Raw genomic sequence first — 16514 nt, 5'->3', positions numbered from 1 at the left:
ACACTCCTGCATAGGTGTTATCGGCTCCCAAAGTTAGAACTTTAGGAATTTTTTGAAATTTTATTGCACTTGTACTAAATCACGCGCGATCACCACGGCGCTGATGACTTTTTGCGATTGATTGTTACGTACTCTGATGCGTTTGCCCTGATGGCCAGAGGCCAGTGCGGTACCGTCCATTTCAATCTGAATGCCAGGGCGCTTCAGACGAATTGAAACGTGCTGGCCACGTTTCACCAATGTGGGTAATTCCAGCATGTCCGGGTTCAGGATGGTGCCGGGGCGCAAAGAGCGTTTAATCTGCAGGCCAATCACATCCTGGCTTGCGGTGTAAAAACCTTTGTTCAGTGTGCCGATGTCCTGGCGACTTAAATGAATATCATCGGCTTCGATCAGGGCATCACTACGTAACCCCTGTCGCAGAGTGACGACCTCCTGATAAACATGCAGCTGAATGGCAAAGTGCTGCTGCCAATACGGTTTGCTGCAGCCCACTTCGACTCCGTTACGACCCGGTTGTAACGGTTTTAATGTGCGTATGTCCGGCCGGTGCTGACAGCGTGGCAGCTGATAATCATCGCGAACTCCGACCAGGCTAATGGCGGTACTTGAATCATTATTGGCCAGCGCCTGCCAGCGTTGCAGCAATTCACCTTCCAGAACCGCACGCCAGCCTGATGCCGGTTCTGCGCTAGCGAGGTGGCTCATGGAGCAAGCCAACAGCAAAAAAAACAGAAATAACCGACCAATTTTCAGGTTCTGGACTATGCTCAATCTATTGTTGAAATTTTGTGTCATAAATCCGGCAATTTTCTGACGATTTGTTGAATTATCAGAGGTCTCAGCAAAGGTTGTGCCGGATTATGGAAAAACCCGCTCAGGAGTTTGATATGGCAGGTGTTCTCGACACCGTAAACCAACGAACGCAGCTGGTTGGTGAAAACCGACTGGAGTTGCTGTTGTTTCGTGTAAATGGGGCGCAGATATACGGCATTAATGTGTTTAAGGTCCGGGAAGTTTTACAATGCCCGGAACTGACCATTTTGCCGGGCAGTCACCCGGTTGTGCGTGGTGTGGCTCACATCCGCTCGGGTACGTTACCCATTATGGATATGAGCATGGCAACGGGTAATGCACCGCTGCCGACGCTGGACGATACGTTTGTGATTATTACCGAATACAACGGTAAAACTCAGGGCTTTCTGGTGGCTGGCGTTGAACGCATCGTCAATATGAACTGGGAAGAGATTCATCCACCACCGAAGGGTACAGGTCGTGACCATTACCTGACGGCGGTCACCGAGGTGGATAAGCAGCTGGTTGAAATCATTGATGTGGAGAAAATCCTGGCGGAAGTTGCGCCAATCAATGAAGAAATCAGTGAAGGTGTGATTTCTGAAGAAGTTCAGGAAGCGGCACAAACTCAGCGGGTGTTGATTGTTGACGACTCTAAAATTGCGCGTAAACAAATTACCCGTTGTCTGGAGCACGTGGGTGTTGAGGTTGTGGCACTGAACGACGGCAAAGAGGCCTGGGAGCATCTGGAAGGGATCGTTGAAGGCGGTGAGTCACTGTCTGACCGATACATGATGTTGATTTCGGATATCGAAATGCCGGAGATGGATGGTTATACCCTGACATCACGCATTCGCAGTGATAACCGTATGGGTGATTTTCATATCGTTCTGCATTCATCATTGAGTGGTGTGTTTAATAAAGCCATGGTGGAGAAAGTCGGGGCGGATAACTTTATTGCCAAGTTTGATCCGGATGTTCTGGCAGAGCAGGTTGCTTTGCGTATCGACAGTTACAGTTAATGCAGAACCGCGATATCAATGGAAATGCAGGGTAAAGAATGACGCTTACCATCTCGGCCGACGAATACAAAAAGTTCCGGCAAATACTGGAAGGTTCCAGTGGCATTATGTTGGGAGAAGGCAAGGAGTACCTGGTAACCAGCCGCCTGCGGCGTTTACTGGAGCGGGAATCTCTGGCTACCTTCTCAGACCTGATGCAAAAAATGACCGCCAATAAGAAACTGCAGGAATCGGTTGTTGATGCCATGACAACCAACGAGACTTTGTGGTTTCGGGATGATCACCCGTATCGTATCTTTCGTGAAAAACTGTTGCCTGAATTGGCGGCTAAACGGCGAGCACCTAAAATCTGGTCGGCGGCTTGTTCCACCGGCCAGGAGCCTTATTCGCTCAGTATTGAAATTGAAGAATATAAACGTAAGAACCCGGGGGCTTTGCCTGCGGGTGAGCGGATTGTTGCAACCGATATTTCACCTTCGGCACTGGCCTCTGCCAAAGCCGGAAAATATCAGCAACTGGCGATTCGCCGTGGTATGAGTGATGGATATCTGAAAGCGTATTTTTCTCCGGATGAAAACGACAGCTGGACGATTAACTCACAAATTAAAAGCCGGGTGGATTTCCGACCACAAAATCTGCAGCAGAACTTCTCGTTATTGGGGAAATTTGACATTATTTTTTGTCGTAACGTGCTGATTTATTTTTCTTCGGATCTGAAGCTGGATATTCTCAAGCGCATGCATGCATCGCTGAATCCTGGTGGTTACCTGATGCTGGGTGCGTCAGAAGCGATGAATAATCTGCAGGACTATTATGAAATGGTTCAGTGTCACCCGGGCATTATTTATCGGGCTAAATGACTCTGGACTAAGTAACTTCTGGCTCCCTTATCGTTATATCACGATCACTCAAAACCGCCTTTCATGGGCGGTTTTTTATTTGCCGTTCGTTTGCCGCAGCGGCAAGGTTCCTCTCGGTTATTGCCGGTTTATTACCGCTTAAAAATCTATAAGTTGCTGAAAATAAAGGTTTTTTGTAGTTGGCATTGTGTTTGCTGAGTGTATTGCAAGTGAGATAACCGGCAAATGGCAACAACATGGCTTCCATCAACTTTGACAATGCACTAGGACTACACGCAGACGCTTTGCAATTGCGTGCCGCCCGAGCAGAAATTCTGGCAAACAATCTGGCAAATGCCGACACACCGGGATTTAAAGCGCGTGATATTAACTTCCGTGCGGTACTGGCGGGTGAGGTCGAAGCACAAAGCAGTTTATCAGTTGAGAAAACACACTCAGGTCATCTGAATGGCCGCGCCCGGGTGGATGAGCATTTGTTGTATCGCAATCCAACCCAACCGTCGATTGATGGCAATACCGTGGACAGCCAGATTGAGAAAGCACAATTTGCCAAAAACAGCCTGGACTATGACACCACCTTTGAGTTTCTCAGTGGTCGTTTCAAAGGCATGCGCAACGCGCTGCGGGGAGAATAATCATGTCGTTAACTAATGTATTTGATATCGCCGGTTCCGGCATGAATGCCCAGTCCATCCGACTTAATACAACCGCCAGTAATATTGCCAATGCTGAAAGTGCATCAAGCTCTGTGGAAGAAACCTACCGGGCACGTAAGCCCTGGTTTGCGGTAATGCAGAAAGAATTTATGGCGGTTAATGAGCGTGGTGAGTTTCAACAGCTCACCGGCAGTACCGGTATTGGTGTGCAGGTGAAGGGTATTGTTGAAAAAGATGCGCCGCTGCAGCCACGTTTTCAGCCCGATCATCCAATGGCAAATGAAGATGGTTATGTGTATTACCCCAACGTTAATGTGGTGGAAGAGATGACCGATATGATGTCGTCATCACGTAGCTATCAGATGAATGTTGAAGTGTTAAAAACCGCCAAACAAATGTTGCAGCGCACATTAACACTGGGTCAGTAAGGAGCCGATTATGAATGTAAATAACGTTGGCGATTCCGCTCAGGTACTGGAGCAATACCAGAACAATAACAAAGAAAACACCCAGAATACTGATAATGAGTTAGGTCGTGATGCGTTTCTGGAATTGATGGTGGCTCAGTTAGAAAACCAGAATCCGTTAGAACCAACCGATAACCAGGCATTTGTTGCGCAGCTTGCGCAATTCTCAACTGTTGAAGGTATTGGTCAGCTGAATGACACCACAGAAGGTTTGTCTTCCCGATTCAGCTCCACAACGGCGTTACAGGCCTCCAGCCTGGTTGGTCAGAATGTGATTGTTGAAGGCAATGAAAATGGCTTATTGCTGCGTAACGGCATTGTCAGTGGTTATACCGAAATTCCAAGCAGCGCCAGCAATATGGAGCTGCGGATTGAAGATGAAAATGGTCAGTTGCTGGAACGCTTTGCCCTGGGCAATCGCAGCGAAGGGCCAATGTCTGTGCGCTGGGATGGTTTGAATTTATTGGTGGATGGTGAAGTGGTGGATTTTGATGCCAGCAAACTAAACCGTCAGGAATATCTGAAAGATGACGATGGTGAATTTGTAACCGACGACAACGGCAACAAAATTGCACTTCCTTATCCGCCAGGTGAATACAAATTCAGTCTGAATGCCAGCATCGCTGGCAGTACTGAGCAGCTGAGCATGGAAATGAGTTCTCGTGTGGATAGTGTGACCATGGGCCCGAATGGCCAGGTGACACTGAATCTGACTGGTGGTCAGAAAGCGGGAATGGATCAGATTAAACAGGTTCTGAGTTCGTAACTTAGGCGCAGATATCCGGCAGGAGACAAAATATGGCTTTTAATATTGGTTTAAGTGGGATTCGTGCTGCCTCTACCGACCTGGAAGTACGTGGTAATAATATTTCGAACGCCAGTACCACGGGTTTCAAAGAATCCCGGGCAGAATTTTCAGATGTTTATACCACCACCTTATTAGGTACCGGTGTACAGCCGGTTGGCAGTGGGGTGATGGTTGATAACGTGCGCCAGCAGTTCAGTCAGGGCAATATCAGTGGTACTGAAAATGCACTGGATATGGCGATTGATGGCAATGGCTTTTTTGTACTGAATGATCGTGGCTCAGTTTCATACACTCGTTCCGGTATTTTTTCACTGGATAAGGATGGCTTTGTTGTTGCCAACAGTGGTGCACGTTTACAGGGCTATGAAGCCAATGCCAACGGTGTGGTAAACGGCGTATTAAGCGATATTCAGATTCAGGTTGCCAACCAGCCTCCGCGTTTAACGTCATTGGTTTCTGCCATTGTGAACGTGGATGCGGGTCAGAGTGTACTGCAGGAACAGGGGCAGCGACTGGTATCGAATGGTTTGGCCATTGCCGCAGCAGACTCCGGTATTATCAATGACACCAGTACCACGCTGGCTACTGTCGGGCAGCCCACTACAGCGGGTGCTCCGGCTCAGGTGGCGTTTGGTACCGACCTGGCGGCAGTGGCAACGGCGGGCTATGGTGCAATTGCTCTGGATATCGATCTGGGACAGGGTGGTGGTGTACAAACGGTGACGCTGGCGGGTGTAGCGGCCGGTAGTACCGTGGCTGATGTGTTAGCGGATATTCAGAATGCACTGGACACCACGTTGGGTTCTCAGCAAATTCGTGCCGGACAAATTACCGGTACCGGTGAGCTGGTGCTGACCCGGGCAGGTTATAACGCCACCAATGGCACCAGTTTTACCATCTCCAATACCGCCGCCTGGGATACTGCTTTTGGTGCCAGTGGTGCCGTAGCTCCGGGTACTCAGGGGTCGCGTTTATTTGTTGGTTCTAACCCGCTGACGGCGGACTTCCGTAGCATTCCGGGAACGTCCACCACCACCCGAACCACTTCAACACCGCCATTAAATATTGTTGCCAGTGACCCGGGTCAGTTTGCAGTCTTAACCGCCGATAATATTACCGGCACGCTGGATGTCACCACCGGTGGCGGTAATATTCTGGCCTTTACCATCGCTACCGAAACCGGCGCCACTTATCCGATTAATATCAGCCAGGCTGCCTGGGAGACCCAGTTTGGTGTGGGTGCGCCACCGGCTTCTGGTTTTAACACCTTGAATCAGGCGGATATGTTAACCCTGATTAATGCTCAGATTACTGCCACCGCCGGTGCCGGTAACGAAGAAGTGTTGGCGGTTAATAATGCAGGCCGACTGGAGTTTCAGGTACAGGGGCCACCGACGGTACCGGGCAGTGCCGCCGGACGAGGCGACTTTGTTCAGATCGCTGATAATACCGCGGGCTCGAACAATCTGGATCTGAGCAGTATTGGCTTTTTAGCCAGCAATCGCTTTAACGGTGGTGTTGAACCGGTATTGGCGAATAACGAATTCCAGCTGGAAGTCACCAGCAGCACTGGTAACGGTGGTGGTCCATTCACCATCACCATTCCGCCAGCCGCGTATGCATCGTTGGATGACCTGGCTGTCGCGATTCAGCAGCAGATTGATATCTTTATTGGTGCGGCCGGTATTGCCGGAAAAGTAAGTGTTGATTCGGTGGGGGGGCAGTTGGTATTCACCAATACTCAAACCGGCTCGACCGAAGGCGTCTCCTTTACCGCGACCACGACTCAGCCTCAGGCATTAACGGCATTAGGGCTGGATAGCACTTTTGTTGTGACGGGGCGTGATGAAGTCGATCGTACCAACAGTTTCCGTATAAATCTGACCGTACCGGCTCCGGATAATGATAATCGCAGTGGTTCGGTACTGATTTCACTGGATGAAGAATATCGTTCGGTGCAGCAATTGGCAGCCAGTATTAACCGCCAGCTAAACAGTCAGGATGCCGATAACTTTATTGGCGTACGTGCTGAAGCGGCTGAAATTGAACCGCGTGTCGTTCCGCCTGAATTCCAGTTGCGCCTGGTTGCGACACAAACCGGTGAGGCGTCGATTATTTCGATCAGTGATGTCACCGCGGGTGGCCCGGATATCTCTGCAGGTGACTTATTTGGTTTGCTGCAGGTTGATCCGGATAACGCCGGTCTGCTGACTACGGGTATTGCTGGTGTCAGTAATGAATATCCGGAACAGCGGGTCACGCTGACGGATCCGGACGGTAATGAAACCGTGATCACGATTCCGGAAAATGCTGAAGCGAATGAAATTGTTTCTATTTTTAATCAGCAGCCGGGTGTCACTACCTCAGCCGTGACTACCATGAATATTCCGTTAGCTGGTATTAACTCTCCGGGTAATGATTTGCGTTTAACACTGAATGGTCAGGCATTAACGTCAACGGCCGTTCCGGATCTGATTGACGAAATTAACTCGCTGCGCAGCACAACACTGCCAGCCTTTACGGCTTCAACCAATGATGCCGGTGATCTGATTATTACCAATGATATCGGTCGTGATATTCGTCTGGAAATTAACAGCCCGGTGGTTACCGACTCCATCGTGGTTCAGGGTGACCCCAATACCGGCCCTGTGGTTCTGGGTGGTACGTCAACTGCTGATACCGCGGCAGCCGTTGGTGGTGTGGTGACCTTTACCCTGAATGAAAATTTCACGCTGAGTAATCCGGAACCGGTTGTTTCAGGTATCTTTGGCGCTCTGACTGCGGATGAATTTACTCCCTTTACTCTGAATGCGTTCGACCCGACCGATCAGGATACGTACAACCACGCTACATCGACCACCATTTTCGATAGTCTGGGTAATCCTCACGTGATGACGCAGTTCTTTGTCAAAGAGCCGCTCGACCCGAATCGCCCGAATGAGCAGAACCTGTGGGCCATGTACGTTCAGATTGATGGTCAGGATGTTGGTGACCCGGACGCAACTTTGCCGTTCCCGCAAAATCTGGAACCGACTCGCTTCCGTCAGGAACTGTTCTTTAATCAGGATGGTACGCTGGATACCGAAGCAACCGGCGATATCTTTATCACCAACTGGGATCCGGTGGATGCCGATGGTAACCCGAACGGGGCGATTGGTTCGGTGAATGTGTTGGAGGGAGGGCTGCCGTTAACGGAGCCACCAACCAACTCCAACTTCCAGATTGATCTGACGGGCTCTACTCAGTTTGGCAGTCCGTTCTCGGTGAACGAAGTGAACCAGAATGGTTTCTCAACCGGGCGTTTAACCGGCCTTGAAGTCGATAGTGAAGGGATTATTTTCGCCCGATTCACTAATGGTCAGGCGCAGACATTAGGTCAGGTTGCTTTGGGGAATTTCCGCAACCCCGAAGGGCTGACACCGCAAGGTGATACGGCCTGGGCTGAGTCGTTTGAATCGGGAGTGCCAACCATTGGCTCACCACGAACGGCTTCGTTTGGTCAGATTCGGTCTTCTGCACTGGAGGACTCGAACGTAGACCTGTCGGAAGAATTGGTGGGGCTGATTATTGCCCAGCGAAACTTCCAGGCCAGCTCGAAAACCATTGAGACGGTAGATCAGGTGACGCAGACCATCCTGCAGATCTAATTGATTGAATAACTTCCATTGATAACAACAAGGAAATAGCTTGAGTCACACCCATCACAATCGCCATCCATGGCTCGGTGATGGGCACGCAGCTCCTGCTGCTGTTTTCAAGCTATTCCCTTATTGTCAAAGCTACCGCACATATCAAGCGGCAACTCCCTTCCGTTGCTTTGACGGAACAGTTGCCGCAATTCCCGTCAAAAATCCTTCCTTTTTACCTTAAATCTTTGAAATATAAAGAAAAAACCTAGTTGGCACGTACGCTGCATTATCCCTATCAGAATACCAATCACCGTTTTTGAGGTTTTGTTATGGATCGTGCTCTTTACATCGCTATGTCAGGTGCGAAACAAAATACCCTGAACCAAAGTGCACGTGCCAATAACCTAGCCAACGTTAACACCACTGGCTTCCGTGCTGATTATGCTCAGAGCCGCGCGATGGGTGTATTTGGCGAACACTTCCCAACCCGGGCGTATGCCATGGTTGAGCGCCCGGCGAGTGATTTTCGCCAGGGGCCTCTGATCGAAACCGGCCGCCGTATGGATGTTACCATCGAAGGGGCAGGTTGGTTTGCAGTACAAGGCCCGAATGGCGAAGAAGCGTATACCCGTGCCGGGGATTTAAGTGTTGATCCCAATGGACGTTTATTAAACGGCAATGGTCTGCAGCTGCTGGGTGATGGTGGCCCGGTGACATTACCGGAGTTTGAAAAAATTGAAATCAGCCGCGCAGGCATTGTCACCGTTCAGCCACGTGGTGAAGCACCAACGGCAGTAGCAGAACCGGTACAACTGAAATTAGTGAACCCGGATCCGGCTTTGCTGGAAAAAGGTGAAGACGGTTTATTCCGCTTCCGTGATCCGGCGGTACAGCAAGCACCCATCGATCCGAATATCACCCTGGTGAATGGCTTTATTGAAGGCAGTAACGTCAACGCCGTTAAAGAATTAACCGACCTGATTGCGATTAATCGTCAGTATGAAATGCAGGTCAAAATGATGAAAAAAGCCGATGAGAATGATCAGGCGGCTACTCAGATTTTATCCGCGCAATGATCCGCGCCTGAACGAGAGGAATAAATTATGTTACCAGCATTGTGGGTAAGCAAAACCGGCCTTGAGGCTCAGGATCTGGCGCTGTCAACGGTTTCCAATAACCTGGCCAACGTTGCCACCACTGGATTTAAAAAAGATCGTCCGGTATTTGAAGATCTGTTGTATCAGATTCAGCGTCAGCCAGGTGCCAACTCATCGGCTGATAGCCGTTTGCCTTCGGGTTTGCAGGTGGGTACCGGTGTCCGAACTGCGGGCACACAAAAAATCTTTACCACAGGTTCTCTGGAATTAACCGACCAGGCACTGGATTTAGCGGTTAATGGTCGTGGCTTTTTTCAGATTACGCTGCCTGACGGCAATATTGGTTACACCCGCGACGGTACCTTTCATATCAATGATGAAGGCACCATTGTGAATGTAAATGGCTACCCATTAGAGCCACAAATTACGATTCCGGAACAGGCCAATAATATTACCGTCAGTAAAGACGGTATTGTTCAAATCACCATTAACGGTGATCCAAACCCTCAGCAGCTGGGGCAAATTGAAACCACAGACTTTATTAATCCGGCGGGTCTGGAATCAACCGGCGGTAATATTTTCCTGGAAACCGCTTCCAGCGGCGCACCGCAGAATGGTACGCCGGCAGAAGATGGTTTTGGCAGTATTGAACAAGGCGCACTGGAAAAATCCAATGTGGAAGTGGTGGAAGAGTTGGTGAAAATGATCACCGTCCAACGCTCCTATGAAATGAATTCCAAAGTTGTATCTGCAGCTGATGGCATGCTGCAGTTCCTGGCGCAGAACGTGTAGGGGGATTTATGAAAAAGCTTATCGCATTATCATCAATTTCTGTCATGACGGCATGTACATCCGTTCCTTTTGAGCCGGATGTTTACCCGGATGATCCGAAATTTGCTCCGGTTTCAGCACAGAGCCTGCAGCCGCCGCCGAGTGTTAGTGGTTCGTTATTTAATCCGGGGTATACCAATGGCTTTTTTACCGATCAACAAGCCCGGCGTGTGGGTGACATTATTACGGTTGAATTTGATGAAAGTTATCGTTCCAGTAAATCCGCCGAAACCGTCATGGAAAAAGACTCCAGTGCGGTGATTACCCCAACCACCATTGCTGGCATGGTACCCGGATGGCGTAATGTCAGTTTATCCACCGACTATGACAGCGAAAAAGAATTTACCGGCACCGGTGAGGCCGATCGCTCCAACAGTTTAACCGGGCAAATCAGCGTGTCGGTTGCCGATATTATGCCCAATGGCATTCTGAAAATTCGCGGTGAAAAATGGTTAACTCTGAGTGAAGGCGACGAATATATCCGCATTACCGGCATGATTCGCCCGCAAGATATTTCGCCGGATAATATGGTGTCGTCCAGCAAAGTGGCGGATGCGAGAATTTCATTTGGTGGTCGTGGTACGCTGAATAATTCAACCAAACCGGGTTTGGGCGATCGTATTCTTAATTCGCCGTGGTGGCCTTTTTAACGGCCGTTTAGGCTGAGGTTAGCAGCATGAAAAATTTACTCTTACTCACGACCCTGTTTGCCACCCTGTTTACTGCATTCTGGGCTCAGGCCGAACGTATTAAAGATATCAGCAGTATCTCCGGCGTGCGCAGTAACCAGCTGGTGGGCTATGGTCTGGTGGTGGGATTGGATGGTACCGGTGATCGTAGCCCGTTCACCACACAAACCTTCCGTAATATGATCACCGAGTTTGGCATCACATTGCCGCCGGGCGTTGATCCGCGGGTGCGTAACGTCGCCGCTGTCACCATCACTGCCGAGTTACCCGCTTTTGCTAAACCCGGCCAGCGTATTGATGTGACGGTTTCTTCTCTGGGGGATGCACAAAGTCTGCGTGGTGGTGCTCTGGTTTTTACTCCGCTGAAAGGCGCAGACGGTAACGTTTATGCCGTGGCTCAGGGCAATTTAATTGTGGGTGGTTTTGGCGCTGAAGGTAATGATGGCTCTAGTATTACCGTCAATGTTCCCAGTGTTGGCCGTATTCCGAATGGTGCTATGGTTGAACGTGCGGTACCCAGCAACTTTGCCCGGGGCGACAGCCTGATTTTTAACCTTGATCAGGCGGACTTCACCACGGCCCGCTCCATGGTCGATAAAATTAATGATTTATTAGGGCCGGGTACGGCAGAAGCGATTGATGCAACCTCGGTGCGTGTCAGTGCGCCACGGGATACGACTCAACGTGTCAGTTATTTATCCATTATTGAAAACCTCGAAATTGAAACCGGTCGTGAACGAGCGAAGATCATTATTAATTCCCGTACCGGCACTATTGTGATGGGACAGAATGTGATGATTGAACCGGTCGCCGTTACTCACGGTAATCTGGTAGTCACTATTACTGAAGATTTTAATGTTGAACAACCCAATGCGCTGGCTGATGGTGATACCGTCGTTGTACCGGAAACCAATATTAATATTGATGATGGTGGCGACAGCCGGATGTTTAAATTTGGCCCGGGTGTTTCGCTCGATAATATTGTGAAAGCCGTCAATGAAATTGGCGCAGCGCCCGGTGATTTAATGGCAATTCTGGAAGCCATGAAACAAGCCGGTGCGTTAAAAGCGGAGTTAATTGTGATATGAATCCTGATAAATTTGCCCGGATCAAAAATCAGTCGCTGGAAATTCAGACGCTGGTGCGCCAGGGCGTTCGCGAAGGTGTCAGTGAACTGATTGATGAGCGTAACCGGTTACTGCAGGAGTGGTTCAGCGAAATGAATGATCTGATCAGCCTGACCAATGAGCAGCAAAAATTCCTGGAAGAATTATTAAGCGTTGAACAAACACTGCTGAACGAACTGGAGCAAGAGCAAAAAGACATTGGGCGGCAAATGCGTGGCCAGCGTAATCTTAGTCAGTACGCTAAAATTGCCGGGCAGTAACACCGAATAACCCATCTTTTAATAACAGCACTTCCTAACAAAATAGATACCCACACCAGCTTGCTGGTGTGGGTATTTTTTTGCTGGTTTACATATAAATCATAGTTGGCAAACATCCTGCATATTCCGTTGTAGAGGAGATAATTATGCTTTTACAACAATCCAATTCAGCGCCATCCGGGATTCCCACCCACGCGATTGCGACGCCACGTATCGCACATGATGCGGCTAATGTTTATACCGATGTGAATGGCTTACAAAGCATTCGTCAATTGGGCAAGCAGGATAAAAGTGCGGCGTTAATGGAAGTTGCTAAGCAGTTTGAATCCATGTTCCTGAAAATGATGTTGTCGTCCATGCGTGATGCCAACCAGGTGTTTAAAGAAGACTCGCTGTTTTCCTCCTCTGAATCCGATTTTTACGAAAATATGTACGACGATCAGATCACCTTGTCGCTGTCTGCTTCTCAGAGCACCGGACTGGCGGACGTGATTTATCGTCAGATGTTAAGCAACTACAACACGGGTTCTGGTGTCGATGCCAACGGCAAGCCACAACCTCGTCCTGAAATTAATCATTCGGAATTACGTCGCCACTATTCCAGCCTGCAGCGCACGGTTGAGAAAGTGGATGATGCACTGGCCGAGATTGAGCAGCAATCAACAGACTCTGATACAGCAACGCAGTCCGGTACATCAACACTCTCCGGTACGCCAACAGTAAATGCCGCAGCGTCTGGCAAAGGCGTGAAAGGGCAACAGTTTGCCACTCCAACCGATTTTGTTGCCGCTTTGTATCCTCATGCGCAGCAAGTTGGTCAGCAGTTAAATGTTGATCCCAAAGCCATTGTTGCTCAGGCCGCGTTAGAAACCGGTTGGGGTAAACATATGATTGCTGATGAACAAGGCAATAACAGTTTTAACTTTTTTGGTATTAAGGCTGACCAGCGCTGGCAGGGCAGTCGCGTCAATATTGTTACCCATGAATACCGCAGTGGTGTGCGGGTAAATGAGCGGGCGGATTTCCGTGCTTATGAATCCATTGAGGCCGGTTTAAACGATTACGCCCGCTTCCTGCAAACCGGTGAGCGTTATCAGCAGGCGGTTGGTAAAGGTCTGGCTGGTGATCAGTATGGCCATGCTCTGCAGCAAGCCGGTTATGCAACCGACCCGGCGTATGGCGAAAAAATTAAACGGGTATCCGGCAGTGATACCTTGTTGCAGGCGCTAAATAAACTGCAACCGGCGACGGCGCAATAATCAGGAAATTATCATGGCAAATTTATTACAGGTTGGTATTTCCGGATTACGGGTACATCAAACAGCATTAACCGTTACCGGCCATAATATTACCAACGCCGGCACCGAGGGATATAGCCGCCAGGAAGTCAACTTCACTGAAAATAATCCTCAGTTTATTGGTGGTGTCTGGGTAGGTAATGGTGTGTCTGTTGCCTCAGTTCGCCGGGTTTATGATGAATTTCTGAATGAACAGTTACGTCGTGATACCTCGACGTTTAATGAGTTTGATACGCTGGCAGCCAATGCCGGACAAATAGACAGTTTATTGGCCGATCCGGGTACTGGTGTGCAGCCAGGCATGGAACGTTTCTTTGGTGCTTTACAGGCAACAGTCGATGATCCGTCATCGTTACCGGCCCGGGAGGTTTTGCTGTCAGAAGCTCAGGGGCTGGCGGATCGTTTTTCCTCAATCAGTGATCGTCTGGTGGAGCAGAACCAGATTATTAATGGTCAGATGCAGGTCATTGCCGGGCAAATTTCCACCATTGGTGAAGCGGTTGCCGAATTGAATGAACAGATCCAGTTTGCCACGGCCAGCGCCCAGGGTAATGAACCCAACGACCTGCTTGATCAACGCGCCCAGCTGTTGAAAGAATTATCCGAGCTGGTTGAAGTGAATGTGGTACAGCAGGATAACGCCGGACTGAACGTGTTTATTGGTAATGGTCAGGCGCTGGTGATTGGTAACGATTATAACGAAGTGTTTGCCAGTAACGGCGAAGGTGATCCGTCGCGGTTTGATATCTTTTTCCGCCGTGGTGAAGTAGTACAGAATATCAGCCGTGAAATTACTGGCGGTCAGTTAGGTGGCACACTGGATTTCCGTCGTGAAGTGCTGGACCCAACATTGAATGGTTTGGGGCGGACTGCACTGGCGATTACACAAACCTTTAATGAACAACATCGTTTAGGGATTGATTTCGATGGCCTGAAAGGCGAAGACTTTTTTGAAAGCGTGAATTCACCGGTTAATGTCTCTTCCCGTGCCTTTGGTAATGCCAGTAATGCTGACCCGGATGATCGGGAGTTAACGGTACACATTACCGACTCCAATGCGTTAACGACCAGTGATTATCAACTGAGTTTCCCCGGCCCTGATGACCAGACATTCCGTGTTACCCGCCTGAGTGATAACGAACTGCTGACGACTCAATCACTGACTGGTGCTTTCCCACAAAGCATTGAGATAGAAGGATTTGAAATTCGTTTAGAAGGCGGCAGCTTTCAGCATGGCGATGATTTCCTGATTATGCCGACCCGCATGGGCTCTTCTCAGGTTGAGGTAAATTTAACCCGGGCAGAACAAGTGGCTCTGGCATCACCTATTTCAACCGATGCCGCCATTGGTAACCGGGGTTCGGCCACCATTTCCCCAGGGGTTGTGTTTGATGCCGATACGCCGTATCTCGCCAACGAAGGTGAGCTGGATCCACCCATTCTGATTCGTTTTACGTCGCCGACCACGTACGATGTACTGGATAATACTGACCCGGGTAATCCGATTCCGTTATTTCCGCCGTTAATGAATCAGAGTTATACCCCAGGCATCAGTAATTCCATTTTACCAGGAGATGAAGGCAAAACAGCCTTTACCAGTTTTGGTGGTGTGTTGCCAAACCGGACGGTGTTTCAGGCACCATTACCGGCGCCGATTGTGGATGCCGCGAATGGCTTTTTCCCGGAACGTATTAATATCACCAATAGTGTTCCGGCAACCGGGTTTGTGCAGGAACAACCCACATTAATTACCCGTGAAAATGCCAGTGCCCGTGAAATTGCCAGCGAATTAAGTAAGCGTGAAGGTGTTGAAGCCAGTGCCCGGACAACGGTTGAACTGAGCAACTTTACTCAGGACAGTAATCCCTTTTTACCTCTGCGGTTGTCGATGAACGGTGTTGATCTGACGGATACACTGGGGCCAAATCAAACCAAATACGATCCGGATTATCCGGCAACCGTACCAGAACCAATCAGCCCTAATTTTTTAGCAGACCGGATTAATGCTAACCGCGAATTTCAGGACTTAGGTATTGTAGCCCGCAGTGACGGTGGCACGTTAACCGTTATTGCGCTCAATGGTGAAGATATTGATTTTGAAATCACCGGTGATTTAGGTGATGGTTTTGCCGTTAGTAATGGTGAGGATATTCGCCTCACGGCCACCGGCGAAAATCCATTTACCCTACTGAACGAAGTTGATGGTTATGACTTTTCAGTGGGTGGGCCGTTTACCTACGAGTTTGATGTACCGGGGCAGGGAAGCTTTAATCTTGAACTGACCGATACCTATGACGACGGTGCAGCTTTGCTGGCCGGTATCCGTGCAGAAATTGAAGCATCGGGTGTGGTGTTGCCGGGTAATATTGATGTCGAAATTACTGAAAAGGGCAATATTCAGTTTCAGAATCGTCTTGATATGCGTGCCACTGGTGTGAATGGTTCTTCAAAAATCGCCATGGGTGGACAGGTTAAGGTAATCACTGACCCGAACTTCAGTCTGGAAATTGCTCCGCCGGGGAATAACCTGTTTCCTGCTAACCCGGTGGGTGAACCGATTCACTTTGGTTTTGATATTGATATCGAAGGCCTGGCACAAGCGGGCGATGAATTTACCATTGAGTTTAACGAAGATGGCACCTCCGACAGTCGTAATGGTGGGGCGTTATCCGCATTACAAAATGCCGATACTGTTTCCGGTAATACCAGTTATTCCGAATCGTATGCCCGGTTGGTGGAAAATATCGGCTCTCTCACCAGCCGAGCTCAAATTAACCGTGACTCCAGTGATGTACTGCTGAATAACACTCAGAACTCGGTGAGCAGTAATTCCGGCGTTAACCTCGACGAAGAAGCGTCACGATTAATTCAGTTTGAATTGGCGTACAACGCCAGTGCCCAGGTGATTCAGGTGGCACGGGATGTGTTTGATACGTTAATCAGCACCTTCCGTTAACCGTAGAGAGGATTAAATA

The 16514-nt window shown here is 49.2% G+C and carries 14 protein-coding genes; 13 read left to right on the top strand and 1 reads right to left on the bottom strand.

All coding sequences use genetic code 11. The features are described from left to right. Positions 1-60: 60 nt before the first annotated feature. Complete coding sequence (gene flgA, locus ACO05E_RS01905; RefSeq protein ID WP_419811318.1) at positions 61-708, bottom strand: flagellar basal body P-ring formation chaperone FlgA; 648 nt, start codon at positions 706-708, stop codon at positions 61-63. Between the two features lie 182 nt (positions 709-890). Here flgA and ACO05E_RS01900 point away from each other — a divergent pair, with 182 nt between their 5' ends. The 13 genes from ACO05E_RS01900 to flgK all read left to right on the top strand — a co-directional run bounded on the left by ACO05E_RS01900 (position 891) and on the right by flgK (position 16495). Then, entirely contained in the window at positions 891-1817 is a 927-nt protein-coding gene (locus ACO05E_RS01900; RefSeq protein WP_419813644.1) for a chemotaxis protein CheV, read from the top strand. Between the two features lie 38 nt (positions 1818-1855). Then, positions 1856-2677 carry a CheR family methyltransferase gene (locus ACO05E_RS01895; RefSeq protein ID WP_419811317.1) on the top strand — a complete coding sequence of 274 codons (822 nt, stop codon included), beginning with the start codon at positions 1856-1858 and terminating at the stop codon, positions 2675-2677. A 236-nt stretch (positions 2678-2913) separates the two neighbouring features. Continuing rightward, a complete protein-coding gene (gene flgB, locus ACO05E_RS01890) occupies positions 2914-3312 on the top strand; it encodes a flagellar basal body rod protein FlgB (protein WP_419811316.1) in 399 nt (132 codons plus the stop codon). 2 nt (positions 3313-3314) lie between these two features. Beyond that, entirely contained in the window at positions 3315-3761 is a 447-nt protein-coding gene (gene flgC / locus ACO05E_RS01885) for a flagellar basal body rod protein FlgC (RefSeq protein WP_419811315.1), read from the top strand. Between the two features lie 10 nt (positions 3762-3771). Continuing rightward, positions 3772-4566, top strand: coding sequence for a flagellar hook assembly protein FlgD (locus ACO05E_RS01880; protein ID WP_419811314.1), 795 nt, complete (start codon positions 3772-3774; stop codon positions 4564-4566). Between the two features lie 32 nt (positions 4567-4598). Next, a complete protein-coding gene (locus ACO05E_RS01875; protein ID WP_419811313.1) occupies positions 4599-8255 on the top strand; it encodes a flagellar hook-basal body complex protein in 3657 nt (1218 codons plus the stop codon). A gap of 311 nt (positions 8256-8566) precedes the next feature. Beyond that, on the top strand, positions 8567-9313 hold the full coding sequence (gene flgF / locus ACO05E_RS01870) for a flagellar basal-body rod protein FlgF (RefSeq protein WP_419811312.1): 747 nt from the start codon (positions 8567-8569) through the stop codon (positions 9311-9313). Positions 9314-9340: 27 nt separating this feature from the next. Then, positions 9341-10126 (top strand): flagellar basal-body rod protein FlgG, encoded by a 786-nt coding sequence (gene flgG, locus ACO05E_RS01865; protein ID WP_419811311.1) that lies wholly within the window; start codon positions 9341-9343, stop codon positions 10124-10126. A gap of 8 nt (positions 10127-10134) precedes the next feature. Further along, complete coding sequence (locus ACO05E_RS01860) at positions 10135-10815, top strand: flagellar basal body L-ring protein FlgH (RefSeq protein ID WP_419811310.1); 681 nt, start codon at positions 10135-10137, stop codon at positions 10813-10815. A 26-nt stretch (positions 10816-10841) separates the two neighbouring features. Further along, positions 10842-11942, top strand: coding sequence for a flagellar basal body P-ring protein FlgI (locus tag ACO05E_RS01855; RefSeq protein WP_419811309.1), 1101 nt, complete (start codon positions 10842-10844; stop codon positions 11940-11942). Then, positions 11939-12241, top strand: coding sequence for a hypothetical protein (locus ACO05E_RS01850; RefSeq protein ID WP_419811308.1), 303 nt, complete (start codon positions 11939-11941; stop codon positions 12239-12241). The genes ACO05E_RS01855 and ACO05E_RS01850 overlap by 4 nt, the downstream gene beginning before the upstream one ends. Positions 12242-12387: 146 nt before the next feature. Next, positions 12388-13500 (top strand): flagellar assembly peptidoglycan hydrolase FlgJ, encoded by a 1113-nt coding sequence (gene flgJ / locus ACO05E_RS01845; protein WP_419811307.1) that lies wholly within the window; start codon positions 12388-12390, stop codon positions 13498-13500. Between the two features lie 13 nt (positions 13501-13513). Further along, positions 13514-16495, top strand: coding sequence for a flagellar hook-associated protein FlgK (flgK, locus tag ACO05E_RS01840; RefSeq protein WP_419811306.1), 2982 nt, complete (start codon positions 13514-13516; stop codon positions 16493-16495). Positions 16496-16514: the final 19 nt, after the last annotated feature.

Source organism: Bacterioplanoides sp. (assembly GCF_965226395.1).
Lineage (GTDB): Bacteria > Pseudomonadota > Gammaproteobacteria > Pseudomonadales > Oceanobacteraceae > Bacterioplanoides.
Note: the sequence above shows the minus strand (reverse complement) of the source record. Positions and strands in the feature narration are given on the sequence as shown.